The organism is Acinetobacter sp. ANC_7513 (assembly GCF_056779915.1).
In genome coordinates, this window is the sequence record NZ_JBWYIW010000018.1 from 1 (window position 1) to 18,739 (window position 18,739).

At 39.3% G+C, this 18,739-nt stretch carries 25 protein-coding genes; 15 read left to right on the forward strand and 10 right to left on the reverse strand.

What is annotated here, in order from left to right:
- From AC1M9B_RS14110 to orn, 4 genes are all read right to left on the reverse strand, one after another.
- A partial coding sequence (locus AC1M9B_RS14110; RefSeq protein ID WP_481609324.1) for a hypothetical protein occupies positions 1–247 on the reverse strand: 247 nt, incomplete at its 3' end.
- A 161-nt stretch (positions 248–408) separates the two neighbouring features.
- On the reverse strand, positions 409–1,212 hold the full coding sequence (locus AC1M9B_RS14115) for an enoyl-ACP reductase FabI (RefSeq protein WP_092768909.1): 804 nt from the start codon (positions 1,210–1,212) through the stop codon (positions 409–411).
- Positions 1,213–1,372: 160 nt separating this feature from the next.
- Positions 1,373–2,107 (reverse strand): Bax inhibitor-1/YccA family protein, encoded by a 735-nt coding sequence (locus AC1M9B_RS14120; RefSeq protein ID WP_481609325.1) that lies wholly within the window; start codon positions 2,105–2,107, stop codon positions 1,373–1,375.
- Between the two features lie 181 nt (positions 2,108–2,288).
- Complete coding sequence (gene orn, locus AC1M9B_RS14125) at positions 2,289–2,843, reverse strand: oligoribonuclease (protein WP_035270788.1); 555 nt, start codon at positions 2,841–2,843, stop codon at positions 2,289–2,291.
- A gap of 124 nt (positions 2,844–2,967) precedes the next feature.
- Here orn and rsgA point away from each other — a divergent pair, with 124 nt between their 5' ends.
- From rsgA to secB, 4 genes are all read left to right on the forward strand, one after another.
- The gene (rsgA, locus tag AC1M9B_RS14130) at positions 2,968–4,026 is read left to right on the forward strand and encodes a ribosome small subunit-dependent GTPase A (protein WP_180000511.1); all 1,059 of its coding nucleotides are present in this window, start codon (positions 2,968–2,970) and stop codon (positions 4,024–4,026) included.
- 92 nt (positions 4,027–4,118) lie between these two features.
- Positions 4,119–4,532 carry a rhodanese-like domain-containing protein gene (locus tag AC1M9B_RS14135; RefSeq protein WP_481609326.1) on the forward strand — a complete coding sequence of 138 codons (414 nt, stop codon included), beginning with the start codon at positions 4,119–4,121 and terminating at the stop codon, positions 4,530–4,532.
- A 12-nt stretch (positions 4,533–4,544) separates the two neighbouring features.
- Positions 4,545–4,802, forward strand: a complete 258-nt coding sequence (grxC, locus tag AC1M9B_RS14140; protein WP_035270794.1) for a glutaredoxin 3 — start codon at positions 4,545–4,547, stop codon at positions 4,800–4,802.
- Between the two features lie 23 nt (positions 4,803–4,825).
- Positions 4,826–5,284 carry a protein-export chaperone SecB gene (gene secB, locus AC1M9B_RS14145; RefSeq protein WP_035270796.1) on the forward strand — a complete coding sequence of 153 codons (459 nt, stop codon included), beginning with the start codon at positions 4,826–4,828 and terminating at the stop codon, positions 5,282–5,284.
- A 63-nt stretch (positions 5,285–5,347) separates the two neighbouring features.
- Here the strand turns inward: secB and coaBC are convergent, their stop codons facing one another.
- Positions 5,348–6,613 (reverse strand): bifunctional phosphopantothenoylcysteine decarboxylase/phosphopantothenate--cysteine ligase CoaBC, encoded by a 1,266-nt coding sequence (gene coaBC / locus AC1M9B_RS14150; protein WP_481598082.1) that lies wholly within the window; start codon positions 6,611–6,613, stop codon positions 5,348–5,350.
- A gap of 115 nt (positions 6,614–6,728) precedes the next feature.
- Here coaBC and radC point away from each other — a divergent pair, with 115 nt between their 5' ends.
- Complete coding sequence (gene radC, locus AC1M9B_RS14155) at positions 6,729–7,415, forward strand: RadC family protein (RefSeq protein WP_035269684.1); 687 nt, start codon at positions 6,729–6,731, stop codon at positions 7,413–7,415.
- A gap of 103 nt (positions 7,416–7,518) precedes the next feature.
- Complete coding sequence (locus AC1M9B_RS14160; RefSeq protein WP_035269686.1) at positions 7,519–8,430, forward strand: bestrophin family protein; 912 nt, start codon at positions 7,519–7,521, stop codon at positions 8,428–8,430.
- 64 nt (positions 8,431–8,494) lie between these two features.
- On the opposite strand, the gene AC1M9B_RS14165 is transcribed toward AC1M9B_RS14160, so the two are convergent.
- A complete protein-coding gene (locus AC1M9B_RS14165; RefSeq protein ID WP_035269688.1) occupies positions 8,495–9,349 on the reverse strand; it encodes a PHP domain-containing protein in 855 nt (284 codons plus the stop codon).
- 44 nt (positions 9,350–9,393) lie between these two features.
- Between AC1M9B_RS14165 and AC1M9B_RS14170 the strand changes: the two genes are divergently transcribed.
- From AC1M9B_RS14170 to mnmC, 4 genes are read left to right on the forward strand one after another with little or no spacing between them, the layout of a single operon-like run.
- On the forward strand, positions 9,394–10,008 hold the full coding sequence (locus tag AC1M9B_RS14170; protein ID WP_035269690.1) for an inner membrane-spanning protein YciB: 615 nt from the start codon (positions 9,394–9,396) through the stop codon (positions 10,006–10,008).
- Between the two features lie 31 nt (positions 10,009–10,039).
- Positions 10,040–10,342, forward strand: a complete 303-nt coding sequence (locus tag AC1M9B_RS14175; RefSeq protein ID WP_035269693.1) for a YciI family protein — start codon at positions 10,040–10,042, stop codon at positions 10,340–10,342.
- Between the two features lies 1 nt (position 10,343).
- Positions 10,344–10,778, forward strand: a complete 435-nt coding sequence (locus AC1M9B_RS14180; protein ID WP_092768912.1) for an SH3 domain-containing protein — start codon at positions 10,344–10,346, stop codon at positions 10,776–10,778.
- A 32-nt stretch (positions 10,779–10,810) separates the two neighbouring features.
- A complete protein-coding gene (gene mnmC, locus AC1M9B_RS14185) occupies positions 10,811–12,715 on the forward strand; it encodes a bifunctional tRNA (5-methylaminomethyl-2-thiouridine)(34)-methyltransferase MnmC2/FAD-dependent 5-carboxymethylaminomethyl-2-thiouridine(34) oxidoreductase MnmC1 (protein WP_481592476.1) in 1,905 nt (634 codons plus the stop codon).
- Between the two features lie 48 nt (positions 12,716–12,763).
- On the opposite strand, the gene AC1M9B_RS14190 is transcribed toward mnmC, so the two are convergent.
- On the reverse strand, positions 12,764–13,075 hold the full coding sequence (locus AC1M9B_RS14190) for a rhodanese-like domain-containing protein (RefSeq protein WP_092768890.1): 312 nt from the start codon (positions 13,073–13,075) through the stop codon (positions 12,764–12,766).
- Between the two features lie 91 nt (positions 13,076–13,166).
- Here AC1M9B_RS14190 and AC1M9B_RS14195 point away from each other — a divergent pair, with 91 nt between their 5' ends.
- Together AC1M9B_RS14195 and AC1M9B_RS14200 are read left to right on the forward strand one after the other, a co-directional pair.
- The gene (locus AC1M9B_RS14195) at positions 13,167–13,655 is read left to right on the forward strand and encodes a YajQ family cyclic di-GMP-binding protein (protein ID WP_035269703.1); all 489 of its coding nucleotides are present in this window, start codon (positions 13,167–13,169) and stop codon (positions 13,653–13,655) included.
- A gap of 28 nt (positions 13,656–13,683) precedes the next feature.
- Positions 13,684–14,184: a DUF4442 domain-containing protein gene (locus AC1M9B_RS14200; protein ID WP_035269707.1), complete on the forward strand. Its 501-nt coding sequence runs from the start codon at positions 13,684–13,686 to the stop codon at positions 14,182–14,184.
- A 72-nt stretch (positions 14,185–14,256) separates the two neighbouring features.
- Here AC1M9B_RS14200 and AC1M9B_RS14205 read toward each other — a convergent pair whose 3' ends face one another.
- The 3 genes from AC1M9B_RS14205 to AC1M9B_RS14215 all read right to left on the reverse strand — a co-directional run bounded on the left by AC1M9B_RS14205 (position 14,257) and on the right by AC1M9B_RS14215 (position 16,027).
- Positions 14,257–14,625, reverse strand: a complete 369-nt coding sequence (locus AC1M9B_RS14205; protein ID WP_218945426.1) for an acyl-CoA thioesterase — start codon at positions 14,623–14,625, stop codon at positions 14,257–14,259.
- 80 nt (positions 14,626–14,705) lie between these two features.
- Entirely contained in the window at positions 14,706–15,131 is a 426-nt protein-coding gene (trxC, locus tag AC1M9B_RS14210) for a thioredoxin TrxC (protein ID WP_481589621.1), read from the reverse strand.
- Positions 15,128–16,027, reverse strand: a complete 900-nt coding sequence (locus tag AC1M9B_RS14215) for an alpha/beta hydrolase (protein ID WP_481609327.1) — start codon at positions 16,025–16,027, stop codon at positions 15,128–15,130. The genes trxC and AC1M9B_RS14215 overlap by 4 nt, the downstream gene beginning before the upstream one ends.
- Before the next feature lie 123 nt (positions 16,028–16,150).
- Here AC1M9B_RS14215 and AC1M9B_RS14220 point away from each other — a divergent pair, with 123 nt between their 5' ends.
- The 3 genes from AC1M9B_RS14220 to AC1M9B_RS14230 all read left to right on the forward strand — a co-directional run bounded on the left by AC1M9B_RS14220 (position 16,151) and on the right by AC1M9B_RS14230 (position 18,595).
- Positions 16,151–16,486, forward strand: coding sequence for a protein tyrosine phosphatase family protein (locus AC1M9B_RS14220; RefSeq protein WP_035269714.1), 336 nt, complete (start codon positions 16,151–16,153; stop codon positions 16,484–16,486).
- Positions 16,479–16,904 (forward strand): protein tyrosine phosphatase family protein, encoded by a 426-nt coding sequence (locus tag AC1M9B_RS14225; protein ID WP_180000531.1) that lies wholly within the window; start codon positions 16,479–16,481, stop codon positions 16,902–16,904. The genes AC1M9B_RS14220 and AC1M9B_RS14225 overlap by 8 nt, the downstream gene beginning before the upstream one ends.
- Positions 16,905–17,221: 317 nt before the next feature.
- On the forward strand, positions 17,222–18,595 hold the full coding sequence (locus tag AC1M9B_RS14230) for a dihydrolipoyl dehydrogenase (RefSeq protein ID WP_481609328.1): 1,374 nt from the start codon (positions 17,222–17,224) through the stop codon (positions 18,593–18,595).
- Positions 18,596–18,739: the final 144 nt, after the last annotated feature.

An 18,739-nucleotide genomic window follows, 5' to 3' on the forward strand; every position in this document is an offset into this window, starting at 1 on the left:
GGGTGCCTTGATCGGTGACTTGATCGACGGCCACTTGTGTGCCGATGAATTGTTTGAGTGGAATTAAGGCATTGGTCGAGAGACAGATGAGGTCTGCTTGCACGCCTTCGTTAAGGACATGGCTGCCATCGATGCGTTGTAGGAAGACTTGGCTATTCAGTTGTGAATGACTGAATTGGATGTGGAGGGCTCTGTTTTGGGCGGTTAGACCGAGCTGTTCCAATGCCGAAAAGATGTTGGCAAGCATGGTTATTATCTGTCTTTTATAATTTAATAAGGCTAAAGAATTTCTTAATATTTAATCAAAAAAAATACGATTTACCTAGTCTTGGTTACATAAATGAACTTTAAAAAATATAAAAAAATCGGCAGTAAATTGCCGATTTTTATTTCTTATTAAGATGAGATTTATTCTGTTAGCATTAAATCTGCACTCATACCAACCGTATTGTAACCAGCATCTACATATAAAATTTCGCCAGTAATACCATTCGCCCATGGTGAACATAAGAATAATGCCGCATTACCTACATCTTCAATCGTGACATTACGTTTTAAAGGTGCAACCTTTTCATTCAGATCAAGCATCTTACGGAAAGACTTAATACCTGAAGCCGCAAGCGTACGAATTGGACCAGCTGAAATTGCATTTACACGAATTCCTTCAGCACCCAAACTTGAAGCCAAGTAACGAACGCCAGCCTCTAAAGATGCTTTCGCCAATCCCATAACATTATAGTTTGGCATCACACGCTCTGAACCTTGGTAAGTGAGTGTGAGCAAACAGCCCTGACGAGCAGTTAAAAGTGGTTTTGCCGCACGAGCCATGGCAATAAAGCTATAGGCACTGATGTCATGCGCGATTTTAAAACCTTCACGATCAGTAACTTCAGTAAAATCACCATCTAAAGTATGTGCTGGTGCAAAACCAATTGAATGCACTACGCCATCCAAACCATCCCAATGTTTTGCTAATTCAGCAAATGCCTGTTCGATTTCAGCATCAACAGCAACATCACATGGAAAAACTAGTTTTGAACCAAACTGTTCAGCAAAGTCATCAACACGCTTCTTCATTTTTTCATTAGGATAGGTAAATGCCAATTCTGCACCTTCACGGTGTAAAGCTTCTGCAACACCGAATGCAATCGACAATTTACTCGCAACACCCGCGATTAAAAAACGTTTACCTGCTAATAGTCCTTGTGCCATGTGACTCTCACTCAAATTAATTTTCATGCATGATGCCAAGTCTAGAGCATTTACGAAATTGCATAATGCATCTTTTTTCAAAAAATTGTTAAACCGAATTAGACGCTAAAAAAAGATCAGACATCAGTCTGATCTTTTTACACGCCTTAGCTGAACTGCATTAGTCATTACTAGACAGTAGGCCAATTAAACGCAAGAAAGAGAAATACATCCAAACTAAAGTGGCTAACAAGGCAACACCGCATAACCATTCCATCGCTTTAGGCGCGTATTGAGCTGCGGCATTTTCAATCAGGTCGAAATCTAAAATTAGATTCAATGATGCAATAATGGCGACAAAAGCTGCAAATCCTAAACCTAGCCAATTATTATCAAATATATATGGAATGCTCGAACCAAAAGCTAGACTCATAATAAATTGGAGAACAAATACAATCGCAATCGCAATGGTGGCTGACAACACAACCGCTTTAAATTTCTCAGTCGCACGAATAATTTGAAACCGATAAAGCGCGAACATCACCAAAGTCGTGACAAATGTTGCGAGCAAGGCCTTTAAAGGAACACCAGGGTATTTCAGTTGAAATATGACTGAAATACCCCCTAAAAAAGCACCTTGAAATAAAGCATATGGAATAGCTAAAGTTCGAGCAGTATTCGGCTTAAAAGTAGTAATGAGTGCCAGAATGAATCCACCAATCGCCCCCACCATCGCACTAGCATAGGCGAGTGATACATTTAAAGTCATAAAACTATAAATAAACAGCGCGATACCCACCGCTGCCGAAATCACAGTTAATACAACAGATTTCTGAATCGCACCTTGAATGGTCATGGGTTGTTGATAATTGGATACAGTCTCTACACGGGTTAAAATCGGATTACTACTTTGCATAACTTAGTCTCTGTTATCATTCTTAAATTTTCACTATTCTGAGATCCATCAGCATAAAAGTCAGTTTATTTTTTGCTATCAATTTTTAAACATTTTAATTAATATTTGGTTCTTTCGATCATTTATAAAATCTATAAAAAAAGAGGCCTCAGCCCCTTTTCTAAAAATGCAACTGATCTCTTTAATTATTTGAGATGAAAAAATATTGACGGTAATACTTCAATTCAGCAATTGAGTCACGAATATCATCCATCGCAAGATGAGAAGCATTTTTCTTTAAACCACTCATAATTTCTGGGCGCCAGCGTTTTGCTAACTCTTTAACAGAAGACACATCCAAATTACGGTAATGGAAGAACTGCTCAAGCTCTGGCATTAAACGATGTAAGAAACGGCGATCTTGGCAAATTGAGTTTCCACACATCGGAGATGATTTTGGATTGACCCATTTTTTTAAGAATTCAAGTGTTTGTTGCTCAGCATCTTGCGCTGTTAGCTTACTACGGCGTACGCGTTCAATAAGTCCAGATTGCCCGTGCTGACGTGTATTCCATTCATCCATCGCATTTAAAATAATATCTGACTGATGTACAGCTAACACTGGGCCTTCAGCAAGAATATTTAAATGATCATCCGTAATAATCGTTGCAATTTCAATAATTTGATCGTTGTCTGTATCTAACCCTGTCATTTCAAGGTCGATCCAAATTAAGCGGGTATCTGGGGTGCTGCTCATAAAGTGCAATCTTATTGGGCTAAATTAAAGATGGATAGTAGCAAATTATTCCGATCTTGGCTGTAAATCCAGGGCTCATCATGCTATTTTTGCCATCTAAATTTCAAGGTTTTTTAGGTTGTGAATGGCTTTAATTCGTAAGCGTCGTTTGACAGAGCAACAACAACGTCGTATTCAGAAACAACATCAAACACGTCAAGAAGAAATCGACACGTCTCACGACTTGGAAGGCTTAGTCGTCCAACACTATGGTCGACAACTCGAAGTACAAGCCCTCTCCTTACCTGATCAACATCCAATAAAACCAGATACCAAAGAAGGTGAGCCAGAACCTTTTTGGAAACCTATTGAGCTGAATAGCGTTTGGCGTTGTCATACCCGTACCAATTTAGAATTATTGGTTACAGGAGATCGCGTAAAATGGCAAGCAGATCCAAATACTGGCTTAGGTATTATCACAGCGATTCAACCGCGACAATCCTTGTTGACTCGCCCAGATCGTTATCACAAAGTAAAACCAGTAGCTGCAAATATCAGCCTGATCGTCATCGTGATTGCACCGTTACCAGAACCTGCACCAACCCTAATCGATCGTTATTTGGTTGCATGTGAAGATGCCAATATTCCTGCTTTATTAGTATTGAACAAATGTGATTTACTGAAAGAAAATGATCCAATTTTGCTGTTAGCAGAAGAATATCGTCAACTTGGTTATGATTTCATCCTGACCCAATCCAATGGTAATTTAGATGAGTTGATTCAACGTATTGACAATCAAACTGTTGCATTTGTAGGTCAATCGGGTGTTGGGAAAAGTACACTTATTAATGCCATCATTCCTGATGCTGATCAAAAAACCAATGTCATTTCAGAAAACTCCGCACTCGGTCAACATACTACGACCTCAACACGTTTAATTCGTTTTGGTGAAAATGGTGCTTTAATCGATTCCCCAGGTATTCGTGAATTTGGCTTATGGCATTTAGATCATGAGAAAATCGATGGTGGCTTTCCTGAAATTTCTGCGCTCTTAGGACATTGTCAGTATCGCAATTGCACCCATACGCACGAAAAGCAATGTGCGCTTAAAGAAGGTGTCAAAAATGGTGATATTTTACAAAGGCGTTTAGAAAGTTATTTACGTCTAATAGATGAGATTACTGAGGCGCAACAAAAAAATTAGTTTTCTTTAAGCACGCCCTTGAAGCAGTGATTTTGATCACCATATATATACGTTATACTCAACGCAGTTTTTAATTAGTCATTAGGTGATTTGTGGAACGTTGGTTCGAATTTATGGGGAGTCACCCCTTTTTATTTGCAATTTTAGGGGCCCTTATTGTTTTGTTTTTCGTTTTTGAAGGACAACGTAGTGGTCGTAAAATTTCTCCACAATCGCTCGGAATTTTAGTGAAAGCTAAAAATGCGATGCTGATTGATTTGCGCGATGCTAAAGATTTCCGTGAAGGTCATATTAGCGGTAGTCGTAATATTCCATATAGTCAAATTGCTGCAAATGTTGAAGAATTAAAAGCTGCGGACCGTCCATTGGTATTCATTTGTAATTTAGGCCAAGTTGCAGGCTCTGCTCTACAACAAGTCGGTCATACAGATAGTTATCGTTTAGACGGTGGCATCAGCAACTGGAAAGCTCAAGGCTTACCTTTAGTAAAAAGCAAAAAAGCTTAAGGAGTTTGTAAAATGACAGCTCAAGTGACTGTATATTCAACAACGATGTGTCCTTATTGCGTACGTGCAAAGCAACTCCTTGAACGTAAAGGCATTGAGTACAAAGAAATTAATTTATCAAAAGAAGCACCTGAGGTTCGTGTTGAGTTAATGCAAAAAACCAACCACCGCACAGTGCCACAAATTTTCATTAAAGATCAATTCATCGGTGGTTTCGACCAACTTTATGCTTTAGAGCGTGAAGGTAAACTAGACGAATTATTGGCATAATCACTAAATCTAAGGAATTAAGAATGAGTGAAGAACAACAAGTTCAACCACAATTAGCATTAGAACGTATTTATACAAAAGACATTTCTTTTGAAGTTCCTGGTGCTGCGGTTTTTACAAAAGAATGGCAACCTGAGTTAAACATCAATCTTTCTTCATCAGCTGAAAAAGTAGATCCAACTCATTTTGAAGTTTCTTTAAAAGTGGTTGTACAAGCTGCGAATGCAGGTGAAACTGCATTTATCGTAGACGTAACACAATCAGGTATTTTCTTGATTGATGGCGTTGAAGATGAACGTCTTCCGTACATTCTTGGTGCTTATTGCCCTAATATTTTGTTCCCATTCCTTCGTGAAGCGGTGAATGATCTTGTAACTAAAGGTAGCTTCCCTCAATTACTTCTTACACCGATTAACTTCGATGCTGAATTCGAGGCAAACATGCAACGTGCTCAAGCTGCCGCTGCTGAAGGTCAAGCTTAATCATCTGATTAAGTTTGCCCTTATAAAAAAGACCGCATTTGCGGTCTTTTTTATATCCTACATTTAAACAGGTCGTTTTTCTTGATGTAATGCATCATGGATAGCTTCAACTAATTGCTGTGCAATTTCTTGCTTTGAAGCTTTTTCAAGATCACGTTTTTCCATTTCATATTGTTCAGCAAAAAACACGGTCATCGCATTTTCATCTGAAGCAAAACCAATATCCGCTCTTGAAACATCATTGCATGCGATCATATCTAGCTTCTTAGCCACCAATTTACCTGCGGCATATTCTTCGACATTACGCGTTTCAGCTGCAAAACCGACCATAAATGGACGTTTGTCTTGCAAAGCTATCGTCGCCACGATATCAGGATTTTTAACAAGAGAGACAGCTAACTCATCACCAGCTTTTTTGATTTTATGTTCCGCAACTTCTGCGACACGATAATCCGCTACGGCAGCTGTCGCAATAAATACATCACATCCCGTTTCCAACTGATTCATGCTTAAATCAAGCATCTGTCTCGCTGAAGATACATTTAAACGCTTGACTCCATTCGGTGTATCTAAACTGACAGGACCCGCGATCAGTGTCACCTCAGCACCTGCTGAATAACATGCAGCAGCAATAGCAAACCCCATTTTTCCAGTGCTGTGGTTTGAAATATAACGCACTGGATCAATTGCCTCTCGAGTTGGACCTGCGGTAATCGTCACTTTTTTACCCGCCAGCAAGCCAAATTTTTCTGCAATTGCACGCTGCGCTTTATGGAAATATTCTCGTACCTGTTCAGCTAAATCTTCAGGCTCAGGCATACGTCCTAATCCAACATCGCCACACGCTTGAGAACCCGCCTCAGGCATAATGACATGCACACCATCCTCAACCAAACTACTTAAATTGCGCTGTGTTGCTTTAGCCGCCCACATTTGTTGATTCATGGCTGGTGCGATCCAAACAGGTGCTTTTGTTGCCAAATAGAGTGTACTGAGTAAATCATCCGCTAATCCACAAGCAAATTTGGCAATACTGTCACAACTGGCAGGAGCAACAAGTACCAAATCCGCCCATCGTGCTAATTCGATATGCCCCATTCCAGCTTCAGCTTCTGTATCTAGAAGTTCAGTATGCACTGGATTACCCGACAATGCTTGAAAGGTAAGCGGCGTAATAAAAGCTTGGGCACCTTGAGTCATTACAACTCGGACATTAAATCCGTAATCTTTAAGTCGGCGTACTAAGATGGCACTTTTATAAGCAGCAATACCACCAGTAACAGCAAGAATAATATTTTTATTGGAGAACACACTAAGATCAAAACTCAAGATCACGTCACCTTTTTATTGCAGTGGCGCTCACAATAGCATTAAATATTCTGCCACCCAAGATATACCTTGGTGAATATTCAAAAGTTAAAATAATTTAAAACAGTGAATAATAATGAATAATTCGATCAAACAATGGCCCGAACAAGAACGACCGCGAGAAAGATTACTCCGCCAAGGTGCTCATAGCCTCTCTGATGCAGAACTCCTCGCCATCTTTTTAAGATCAGGATCTCAACAACATTCTGCGGTCGAATTAGCAAGATTGATGTTGCAACATTTTGGAAGCTTAAATGCAGTGTTTGATGCATCGATAGACGAAATTCGCATGTTCCATGGCATGGGAGACACTAAATACTCTCAATTGATGGCTGTAAAAGAGCTTGGACGGCGTTACTTGCAACATCAATTGAACCAACAAATTGATTTAAGTCGCTCTGATTTAATTCAAGATTATCTTCGCTATGAACTTATTGGCGAATCTCAAGAGATTTTCGCGGTACTCTGTTTAGATGCAAGGCTCAGAAAAATTAATTTTAAAAAATTATTCTTTGGTTCTACTAACCACTGTGCAGTTTCAATTAATCAGTTTATTCGACATATCATCCACACTCAGGCGAGTGCTGTGATTATTGCACATAATCATCCTTTAGGAATTCCTCAGCCCTCAATTGACGATATCAATTTGACGAAATCTTTAAGTAGAGCTTGTAATTTAATTGAGGTTAAATTACTCGATCATGTCATCATTTCCACCGAAGGCAGCTACTCTTTTATGGAGCACCAACTGATCCGAGAATAAGTCTATAAATTACAGAATAAAATTGCTCGAAGTTTCCATTTTTTATCATTGACAATACTCGCTGAACTAGTGAAGATCATAGAAAAATGAAAGATTGATTTACATGATTGTTCGTGATCAAACCGATACGCTAAAACTATTATTTTCATGGCGTGGAACCATCTTACCGAAGGTATTACCTCCACTTGGAATCGTTATGCTGATTTCAGCAATCGTGGGGGGAATTGAATATATAAATCTCTATAGATTCCCTGAAATTCCTTTGGTTGGGTTTACACTGATCGGAGTAGTATTGTCGATTTTTTTAGGTTTCAAAAATTCGGCATGTTATGACCGTTGGTGGGAAGCGCGTAAATTATGGGGAAGCTTAATCGCCAATGCTCGACATTTCGATCGAGACTGCCGGATCTTGCCGCAAGGTCGTCGTGAACGTGTAATTCAGCATATGATTGTTTTTGCTAACGTACTGCGTGACCGTCTTCGTCATCAAACAGTCAGTCCCGATGCTTTGCATCAAACCAGTGGCATGAGCCCACAAGCTTTAACTCAACTTTACCAGCAAGCCAATGCACCACAATACACATTAAGTTTGATTCAATGGGAGTTGATGCAGTCACTGAAAGAAGGCGAAATTTCAGACATTATTTATACACAAATGAACCAACATGTAACTGAATTAAGTTTGGTTCAAACAGGCTGTGATCGTATTGCTACAACTCCTTTACCTTATGCTTATTCAGTACTCTTAAACCGTACCGTTTATTTTTTCTGTTTTATGCTTCCATTTAGTTTAGGCTCGGTGCTCGGTTTGGCGACGCCACTTTTAGTCGGTATTTTAGCATATACGTTTTTGGGGCTTGATGCGCTCAGCTCTGAAATAGAAGAGCCTTTTGGTACACAAAGTAATGATCTTCCACTCGATGCCATGGTTCGTACAATCGAGATTGAACTACTCGGGACTTTAGGAAAACCAACTCCTCCACCGATCCAAGCACAAGATCACAACTTACTTTGATTCATGACAACTGAATGTCTTATCGCCGCCTGAAATTCTCTTATCCGTTGTTATAAGAGAATTTCTATACAATAAAACTTTCCCAGATGCCAACCTGCCCCTCTTTCACTTGAGGGATATTCCCCAATTTTATCCATGGCATATTATCTCCATGGAAATCACTTCCAACTGATACTTTAAGCCCAAATTCGGCAATCATTCGGTCTACCATTTGTCGCGTCGAGGTAGGCTCAATCGCAGGTGGCAACTCAACTGCGTCGCCTCCGTAACGTGCAAATATTTCAATCAAATAACGAATGTTCGTCGCAGATAAATCATAACGGGTAGGATGTGCCAAAACAGCAAACCCTTGAGCCTCATGAATTACACGTATCGTTTCCTCCAGACCAAGTCCTTCAAACTGAACATAAGCTTTTTTACCTTCCTTGATATATTTGTCAAAAGCTTGTTGCGGACGTGAAACATGACCCTTCTCGACCAGCGTCTTCGCAATATGGGTTCGTGTCACACGATCAGGTATACCCTCGACCTTCGCAACCACATCCGCGTAAATATCCTCTCCAATAAGAGGCTTCAACAATTCACAGATGAGTTGAGCACGTTCAGCTCGAATTATCTTTTGTTGTTCTAGTAGCTTATGCAAAGGATCAGGTGATTGCATATTCAGTGCGACCACATGCACACCATAACTTTTTTTGGTCGAAGGTCTAGACCACTGACTTGAAATTTCCACACCTGAAATAATTTGAATTGGTTGATTTTTTGCAACTTTTTCAGCCAAAACCAAACCATCCATGCTATCGTGGTCAGTCAGTGCAAGGGTATGTATCCCTTTTTCGAGCGCAGCTTGAACCAGTAACTCTGGCGACAAAGTTCCATCAGAAATATTACTATGTGTGTGTAAATCTACGCCTTGCATCTTTTATACTAATCCATCCACCTGAACTGCATAGATACTTTAACATGAAAGCACTTTTAGACTTTGTGCCACTCATAATTTTCTTTTGGCTTTACAAAACTGTCGATCCCAAAGATAACAATCACCCTTTACTGCAATGGATCGGCTCTGCAGGTGGCGTCGATAATAACCATATTCTCGTTGCTACAACGGGCTTAATCATTTCTATGCTCGTGGTCTACGGTGCATTATTTGTCCGCCAAAAATTTCATCTCGATAAACAACAATGGATTGTTTTATTTATGACGGTGATTTTTGGTGGGATTACTCTCATGTTGAGTGATGATTTTTATATTCGTCTCAAAGCAGCGATCTTGAATTTTGTATTTGCTGGTGCTTTCTTAATTTCACCTTATTTTGGTAAAGACCGCAAACCTCTCATTCAACGCTTATTTGGTCCTATTTTAAATTTAACACCGCAGGGATGGAAAAATTTAAACTATGCTTGGGCCGCGATGTTTGTTGGTATGGCATCATTGCATATTTTCTTTGCTTTCGTGTTCATGGATGGAAAATATTGGGGTGAATTTACTGCTTTTGGTGACATGATTGTGATGTTTTCATTTATCATTATTCAATTCATCATTTTACGAAAACACTTTAAATCTGCAGAAGAATAATCGTGTTGAAAGAGGATATAGAGATTTCGCCATGCCCTTATTTGTAGTGACGTGTACCGACCAAGAAGGTACTGTTGAAAAACGCTTAGCAACACGCCCACAACACCTTGCACGCCTTGAAAAACTGGCTGAGGAAGGTCGCGTAATCGTCGCTGGCGCGATGCCAAAAGATCGTAATAACCCACAAGCTGGATTTTATGGCAGCACCCTTATTTTAGATTTTGAAAGCCGTGAAGCGTTAGATGAATGGTTAGCAGATGAGCCTTTTTTAAAAGAAGGTATTTATGCCAGCATTGACGTAAAACCTTTTAATAAAGCATTACCACATGAATAAGATGATGAATTTGACACGCTCTGCTCTTTTCATCAGTTTTGCATTGGTATCTTCAGCTTGGGCTGAACCCGCAGCAACTACTGCTGCACCAGCGAATCCAGCTGCACAGTCTCAGCCAGCAACAGCTACGCCTGCAAAGCCACTTACAGCTGAACAAATTGCACGAAATAAAGCGCTTCAAGAAGCAAAAGTAAAGGCTTTAGTCAAAGACCAAGCAACACGTCTCCAACAGCTTGAAAAAGCAAACCTAGAAGCTTTAGCACAGAATCAAGAATTACAACTAAAAAATGATAATTTAGGTGTACAAATTCAGGTGCTTCAAAGTGAACGTAGTGCTCAAATGTTTTTGTACGGTGCAGCAACAATGGCTGTCGGTATTTTTGTCGGCTTTATTATTGCCAGTTACATCTATACAAAACGACGTCGTCAGTGGTAAACCACTGACACGCTTTTCAAAGGTTTCAAATTTTGACTCAGGCCATTCAAACTGCTGATCTCGATTGGCAACTCGTTGATGGAATCGATATTCCAGTTTCTAAAGTTTTCGGTGATGTTTATTTTTCAAAAGCCAATGGCCTTCTTGAAACGCGTCATGTCTTTATCAATGGTAATGATCTACATGAACGCCTATCGGACTTAAAACCATTTGAACATTTCACAGTCGGAGAAACTGGCTTCGGCACGGGTTTAAATATCCTCACCCTTTGGCAACTTTGGCAATCAATTCGTCCAAATAATCATAGTCAACTGCATGTCATTACGGTGGAAAAATTTCCATTGAGCAAGACTGATCTGATCCGAGCTTTAAATGCTTGGCCTGAACTGAAACATTTATCAGATCAACTCATTGCCCAATATCCACTGCCGATTGCAGGATGCCACCGCCTTCATTTTCCAGATGAGCGTTTTAGTATTGATATTTGGTTAGGTGATGCACATGATGTTTTTCCAGCTATTGCCAAAACTAGCACTGTCAATGCATGGTTTTTAGATGGATTCGCTCCTGCCTGCAATCCTGATATGTGGGAAGAACAAGTTCTGAATCAAATTATTCGACTATCAGATATTGGAACTACTTTTGCCTCTTTCAGTGTTGCTGGCATCCTCAAAAGAGGATTAAAAAAACACGGCGTGAAAATTACACGCCCAAAAGGGTTCGGACACAAACGTGAAATGCTAAAGGGAGTTTTACTGCCTTTAGACGAAGAGGCTGAAAAAAGTGAGCTCTCTCCCGAAGATTACCAATACAAACCACACTCAAGTTCTCAACGCCGTATAGGCATTGTAGGCGCTGGAATTGCGGGTTTAAGTTGTGCCTATGCCTTTGCATTAAGAGGTCACCGCGTCAGCCTATTTGACCGCCATGAGCCATTAAGTGGCGCGTCAGGAAATCCTCTGGCTTTATTGAATCCCAAACTCTGTCCTATTGAACAAAGTGCCGATCATTTGATGACATTAGCATGGCAACATGCGATGAACCATTATTCAAAATTTAAAGCCTTTGACGAAGCACAAGTCCATCAAATCCCTCTTAAACACGTTGATGAACTTCTCGATCTTGCAAATCAATATCCAGAAAACATACTCGAAGCAAATTCTGCCGCTGAAAACAGCCTGTTCAACCAAGCATTCCTCACCCTGAAACAGGCTGGAACAATCAGACCGCATGATTTGGCTAAAGAAATTTTATCGAATGAACTGATCGAATTTCAGCAAGCGACAATCAAATCGTGGGATCTACTTGCCAATCATCAAGTCGGTATAACAGATCATGTTGGACAACAATATCAATTTGACCATGTGATTATTTGTTGTGCCCGTGAAAGTATGAATCTTTTTGATGATTTCCCGATTTTAAAACCAATACGTGGTCAAGTTAGCTGGTTTAACCATGTTTCATCCACACAGTTCAAGAAAAATGAAGCATATAGCTATGGTGGCTACTGTATGCCTTTAAATGATCATCAAATCATTTTAGGTGCTTCTTTTTACCCTAATCGAGATGATCAAGATGTTCTTGATGAAGATCATGAACATAACTACAGGTTACTTGCAGATTTCGCACCAGATATTGCTGCACAATTTCCTGACCATCATTCTTGGCATGGTAGAGCTTCTGTTCGTGCACAAAGTCAGGATTATTTTCCGCTTTTAGGTCAGGTTAAATCTGATACTGAAATTTATACACTCTCAGGTTTGGGCTCTAAAGGCTTTTTATTTGCTCCTTTGTGTGCTGAAATTCTAGTGGCTCAAATCTTAAAAACAGCATGCCCTGTATCTGAAACTTTACTCAATAAACTCAATGTTCATCGATTTAGAAAGAAAGTAAGAATAAAGAAGCCATATTTTCAGGCTAAAACTCAATCACCATGATTTATTGAAACTAAAAAAGCGCCATAAGGCGCTTTTTTTCAACCATGATTAACCTTGCTCTAAAGGTAATCCTGCCTCACGAGCAGCACGAGTACCACCCATTAAGACCACATATTCACGTGAACTATCAAAGCCTTCTAATAGTTCTGCAGCACGTGGTGCTTTACTTCCGCCGCCACATAAAATGTAAATCGGTTGATCCGCTGCAACTTGAGTCAGGCTTTCTGCTGAAAGTGTGGAAATCGGTTGGTTCACCGCTCCTTTCACATGTGCTTCAGCATAAGCACTTGTATCACGTACATCCCAGATAATCGCGTCAGCTGGGAACTCAAATGTTGTAATTTCTTGTTTACGGATCATTGCGCACTCCTTTGATGTAAACAACACTTGGCAAATGAAGAAAACATCCCTAGCATCTCAGATATTCTTTCTATTTGTAAAGGTCTAAACTATGCCATCTTTCGATATTGTTTCAGAATTAGAGATTTTTGAAGTAAATCATGCAGTTCAAAACACACAAAAGGAAATCGGAACGCGTTTCGACTTCCGTGGTCAAGACGTTTCGATCGAATTAAACGAAAAAAATAAAGAAATTAAGATCTCGACTGAAAGTGACTTCCAATGTGAGCAAGTTTACAACATGCTGGAAAATCACTTTTATAAACGTAAAGTCGACGTTCAAGCACTAGATCCGCAAAAAATGACAGCATCTGGCAAAAATGTCATTCAAGTGATTAAACTTAAAGACGGTCTTGACTCTGATACAGCAAAAAAAATTAATAAAGCCATTAAAGAAAGTGGTATCAAAGTGCAATCTTCTATTCAGGGCGATAAAATCCGAGTCACTGACAAGAAGCGCGATACATTACAACAAGTTATGGCGTTCTTAAAAGAACAACAATTCGGTATCCCACTTCAATTTAACAACTTCAAAGACTAATCTCTTTGCTCCATCATAGGAACTGATCATGGCAAAAGGCAATCGTTTATCTAAGTTAGTAAAAGCGACATCTAAGTTTCCACAAGGTATCCGTAGTACTTTGTGGAGCAAAGCTTTTGGCCGTGTCGTTCCAATGGTGGGAACCGCCAAATTACGTTATCTTGAAGTTAGTCATGCTAAAGTTGTCGTTAAAATCGAAAACCATAAAGCAATGCAAAACCATATTGGTCAAGTGCATGCATGCGCAATGGCGCTGATCGCTGAAACAGCTACAGGCTTTGTTACCGGCATGAATGTACCCGATACCTCAATCGTATTAATAAAAAGCTTAAAAGTAGATTTCAAACGCCCATCTAAAGGTGCGATGACCGCAGTCGCTACATTGACTGATGATCAACAAAAACAGATGCAAGAGTCTGAAAAAGGTGAAACCCTTGTCAAGGTGATCGTGACAGATGAATCTGGCGAAGAGCCAATTCAATGTGAAATGCTCTGGGCTTGGATTGCAAAATCTCAACTTAAGCAATAAAGCTCATGATCATATTGATCCTAAAAAAGTTTCCCTAATAAAAAATCTCAACGATGTTGGGATTTTTTGTGATTAGATGCTTAGAGATTCTTGAAACTTTTGTTTAACATCATCTGGAATCTGGCGTTTTGCCCCTTTCACATCCACCGCAACAAAAGTGAAAACACCTTCTGTCACTCTTTTCGCTGGACGTGAAGAGTCGTGACTATCCCATACTTCAATTTGCATTTGAATTGAGGTATTTCCGAGCTTTAAAATTTTAGTATAACAACTAATGACATCACCCACCTTAACAGGCACAAGGAATGTCATTTGATTAATTGCAATGGTTGCACAGCGACCTTTTGTATAACGCTCTGCATGAATAGCTCCAGCCAAATCCATTTGTGAAACAATCCAACCACCAAAAACATCCCCACTCCAGTTGGTATCTGCAGGCATAGCAATGGTTTGAAGGGATAATGTACCTTCTGGCTTAAGTTGAGAATCTGACACAGTCACTCCAAATATTGGCCTATTGGTTAAGCATTTAATTGCTGATTTAACCAATCTCGTAATTGATTTGCACGTAATGCACCACTTATTCTAGCAATTTCATTCGTTTTATTCATCAATACCAACGTTGGAATACTACGAACATTAAAGGCAGCACTTAAGCGCGGATTCGCTTCAGTATCTATCTTCGCAAAAACCACATGCGGATTTGATTTGGCTACTTCAGCAAAATGCGGTGCCATCATTTTACAAGGCCCGCACCATTCTGCCCAGAGATCAATCAATACTGGTAAATCACTGTTGGTAATAAAGTTGCTAAAGTTTTGCTCATTCAGCTCAATAGGGGCAAGCGGAATCAAATGCTCATGACATTGACCACAATTCGGCTGAGATTGGATTTTATCTTCAGGTACACGATTTTTTGCGCCACAAGATGGACAAACAACAATCATGAGTTTACTCCTCTATTTTGATCTAAGAATTCTAATTGAAGCTTGATTGCGCTTTCCATCCAATTTACTTGATAAATATCAAAATGTGTCATATTCCACTCATGGTATTCCACATAAGGTGCCATATTGGTTACCGTTTCACGACTAATTTCTATGGGAATAACTGCATCTTTCTTGGCAGCAATAAATAACACAGGAATTTTAATACTTCTTGCCGTAGTAATCGGTCGAAATCGTATGACGTCCAACATAGCTCTTGCAGGCACCTCACCGCTCCAATAATAGTTTGAATCAACGATCGACATATACCCTTGATAACTATCCTGACTCGGGTAAAAACTTAATGCATAAGGATGAACGACAGGCATTTTTTTTCCAACACGTCCAACTTTGGCTGCCATTAAATCCTGACTCGATAACTTTAAAGCCTGCGCCATATGTTGAATTGGATAAATTTTACTGCTGGCATTTCCGTCCACAAAGGGTACTTGCGCTATTGCAGCCCGAATCCCATTTAACTCAGATGCGAGTTTTAGAACATATCCGCCACTCAGACCCGTTCCCCATAAGAAAAGCTGGTGCCCATCAACCAAAGGGAATAATTTGATATGCGCAATCACAGCATACCAATCTTCTAGCTGCTGACGAACAGAGATCATTTCTCTTGGTTTACCCGTACTACCTCCCCAACAACGATAGTCAAAGAGTACAACCGCAAAACCTGATTGAGCAAAACGTTGCGCATATTGGATTAGTTTGAATTGACGTAATCCTGCAAAACCATGCGCCATAATAAGCACAGGAGGTCTTTTAACTTTGACAGGCAAATAAAGGTCAGCAGCGATCAACTCATTTGCTTTTTGTACGTACAGCGGCTCTACGGTGTAATCGTACATAGGTGCTCCATGCATGTATTCATACGATTTTTATTTTAAATTTTTTGTGTCGATCAAAGCTCATATCTGAGCGAGATGCTATGATAGTAGCATAGTCTTTTAATTTATTTTGGGAGTGACGCAATGAGTGAAAATGTAGGTTTTGCTGGTCAAATTGGGCCAGAACATTTAGTCCAAGTTGTTGAAAAAGGATTTAAATCTGTGATTAATAATCGCCCCGATATGGAAGGCGGACCAGAACAGCCAACAAGTGCCCAAATTGAAGAAGCTGCACGCGCTCAAGGCTTAGATTATGTATATCAACCTGTAGTTGCAGGTCAAATTACTGAGCTTGATGTTCGTACTTTTGCAAATCATTTCAATGAGCTACCAAAACCAGTATTAATGTTCTGTCGTACGGGAAATCGCTCTAACAATCTTTACCAATTAGCAAAACAAATGGATTTGCTTGATGACTAAGATGTGGTTTAGATTCATCCTTTCCACCTTCATTTTTAGTATCGTAACGCTAAGTCATTCAGCATCAGAACCGCTCAGTAAAGCACTTAATCCATCTGTGAGTGTATCGGGTCATATGACGGCTACAAAATTCAATGCCTTAATGCAGCAGGGATTTAAGTCTGTGATCGTTAACCGTCCTGATCAAGAATCAGGTAACGAAACAACTGCAAGTGAATTAAGAGCTTTAGCCGAAAAGTCTAAAATCAGTTTGATTTACCAACCTGTTATTTCAGGTCAAATAACAGATGCAGATGTTCATGAGTTTGCGAAGTATTACAATAGTCTACCTAAACCTATACTTTTAGTATGTAAGTCAGGTAGTCGTTCTACGTTACTATTTAATAAAGCAAATTCATTAGGACTTATTCATGAATAAAATTTGTATTGCATTATGTTGTTCGTTTCTTTTACTCGGTTGCACATCGATGAATGTAAAACCAACTGTTGGTGTGCATGCAGGTACATCATTATAAGATAAATGTATTTTATTCATTTTAAAGGCGCACAAGCGCCTTTTTCTTTCATCTTATTTCAATAACAACCATGAAAATACTTAGTTTTAAATGATACAAATTTTCAATAATGTGGATATCACCAAAAGTTAAAGGTTTAAGTGTAATAAATTGAAAAAAAAACTTCTTCATCGAAGGTTTTTTTATATAGTGAATTCAAATCATTCTTAGTCAATACAATATGTACGATATCATTATTATTGGAGCTGGTACTGCTGGTATTTCAGCTTATAAAGAAGCCATTAAAACTACACAAAATATACTTATTGTGAACGACGGTCCGTGGGATACCACTTGTGCTCGAGTAGGTTGTATGCCGAGTAAAGTTCTAATTTCATCAGCTAATCTTGCATATAATGCGAGAACTTCAGAGCAACTTGGGCTAAAAATTTCTTCTCAAATTGACACTAAAGATGTTATGCAACATGTACAGCAATTACGTGATCGATTCACAAAAGCAACACTGAAGGACGTTAATTCATGGCCTACAGCGCACAAAATTTCAGGTCGCGCAACATTTGTAAATGCAAACACAATCAATGTTAATAATAAGAAATACCAAGCTAAATCGTTCATTATCGCTGTTGGTTCAAGACCAACAGTAAATCAAGATTGGCAACAAAAACTTGGCCATTTATATTTAACTTCTGATCAAGTCTTTGAAATACCTACTTTACCAAAAAGTTTAGCTGTAATTGGAAGCGGTGTCATTGCAATCGAACTTGCACAAGCCATGCAGCGTCTAGGTGTAGAAACTACAGTTTTTGCTCGCAGTAAAAAAATTGGTTCATTGACTAGCCCAGACTTACAAACGCTAGCTCAAGAAATATTCTCAAAAGAATTAAATATCAAATATGAGATTTTACCCGAGCAGGTTGAGAAATTAGGCGAAGATAAAGTTCAAATTAACTTTATCGAAAAAGATAGTAATCAATCTATAGAAGTTGATTACCTATTATCTGCGACTGGTCGTACCACGAATTTAGATTCTTTAAATATTCAGCATATAAATGATGAATTCATTGATCTAAAGAAATTACCTGTTGATCCAATCACTAAACAGCTTGGTGACTACCCCATTTACATCGTAGGTGATGCTTTTACTGCAACGCCTATCCAGCATGAAGCATCTTATGAAGGTAAATTGGCGGTTCATAATTGCCTCGATCAACATCAATCGAGTCATAAAAAAAGTCTTACCCCATTGGGTATTATGTTTAGCTCACCAGAAATGGCAGGGATCGGCTCCAATTATCACACACTGCGTAAAGCCAATCATGAGTTTGTTACAGGTATCGTATCCTACGAAAAGCAAGGACGAGCGATTGTCAATGGACAAAATATTGGGGCTGTAGAGGTTTACGTCGATCGATACTCACGTAAACTTCTCGGAGCAGAATTTCTTTGTTATTCAGCAGAACATTTAGCACATTTGCTCGCTTGGGCTATCTCCAGTGATCTTACTGTTGATGAAATTCTAGATCACCCTTTCTACCATCCAACGCTAGAGGAAGGCCTAAGAACTGCGTTAAAACACGCTCGACGACAACTTTAATCTATTGTTTGATACAAGCCCCTCTAATGAGGGCTTTTATTTTTATATCTTTATTTCAATTTATATATATAAAAAAACACCCCCTTGTATTGAAGGGGGTGTTTAGAATAATGAGCTGGCGATGACTTACTCTCACATGGGTAA

Coding starts and splice junctions, on each gene's coding strand:
- AC1M9B_RS14230 (WP_481609328.1), top strand. CDS start 17,222: ATGTACGATATCATTATTATTGGAGCTGGTACTGCTGGTATTTCAGCT.
- AC1M9B_RS14215 (WP_481609327.1), bottom strand. CDS start 16,027: ATGTACGATTACACCGTAGAGCCGCTGTACGTACAAAAAGCAAATGAG.
- AC1M9B_RS14175 (WP_035269693.1), top strand. CDS start 10,040: ATGCCCTTATTTGTAGTGACGTGTACCGACCAAGAAGGTACTGTTGAA.
- AC1M9B_RS14200 (WP_035269707.1), top strand. CDS start 13,684: ATGGCAAAAGGCAATCGTTTATCTAAGTTAGTAAAAGCGACATCTAAG.
- AC1M9B_RS14225 (WP_180000531.1), top strand. CDS start 16,479: ATGACTAAGATGTGGTTTAGATTCATCCTTTCCACCTTCATTTTTAGT.
- AC1M9B_RS14195 (WP_035269703.1), top strand. CDS start 13,167: ATGCCATCTTTCGATATTGTTTCAGAATTAGAGATTTTTGAAGTAAAT.
- AC1M9B_RS14115 (WP_092768909.1), bottom strand. CDS start 1,212: ATGGCACAAGGACTATTAGCAGGTAAACGTTTTTTAATCGCGGGTGTT.
- AC1M9B_RS14120 (WP_481609325.1), bottom strand. CDS start 2,107: ATGCAAAGTAGTAATCCGATTTTAACCCGTGTAGAGACTGTATCCAAT.
- AC1M9B_RS14160 (WP_035269686.1), top strand. CDS start 7,519: ATGATTGTTCGTGATCAAACCGATACGCTAAAACTATTATTTTCATGG.
- rsgA (WP_180000511.1), top strand. CDS start 2,968: ATGGCTTTAATTCGTAAGCGTCGTTTGACAGAGCAACAACAACGTCGT.
- radC (WP_035269684.1), top strand. CDS start 6,729: ATGAATAATTCGATCAAACAATGGCCCGAACAAGAACGACCGCGAGAA.
- secB (WP_035270796.1), top strand. CDS start 4,826: ATGAGTGAAGAACAACAAGTTCAACCACAATTAGCATTAGAACGTATT.
- trxC (WP_481589621.1), bottom strand. CDS start 15,131: ATGATTGTTGTTTGTCCATCTTGTGGCGCAAAAAATCGTGTACCTGAA.
- AC1M9B_RS14170 (WP_035269690.1), top strand. CDS start 9,394: ATGAAAGCACTTTTAGACTTTGTGCCACTCATAATTTTCTTTTGGCTT.
- AC1M9B_RS14220 (WP_035269714.1), top strand. CDS start 16,151: ATGAGTGAAAATGTAGGTTTTGCTGGTCAAATTGGGCCAGAACATTTA.
- orn (WP_035270788.1), bottom strand. CDS start 2,843: ATGAGCAGCACCCCAGATACCCGCTTAATTTGGATCGACCTTGAAATG.
- AC1M9B_RS14190 (WP_092768890.1), bottom strand. CDS start 13,075: ATGATCCGTAAACAAGAAATTACAACATTTGAGTTCCCAGCTGACGCG.
- AC1M9B_RS14165 (WP_035269688.1), bottom strand. CDS start 9,349: ATGCAAGGCGTAGATTTACACACACATAGTAATATTTCTGATGGAACT.
- AC1M9B_RS14205 (WP_218945426.1), bottom strand. CDS start 14,625: ATGCCTGCAGATACCAACTGGAGTGGGGATGTTTTTGGTGGTTGGATT.
- grxC (WP_035270794.1), top strand. CDS start 4,545: ATGACAGCTCAAGTGACTGTATATTCAACAACGATGTGTCCTTATTGC.
- AC1M9B_RS14180 (WP_092768912.1), top strand. CDS start 10,344: ATGATGAATTTGACACGCTCTGCTCTTTTCATCAGTTTTGCATTGGTA.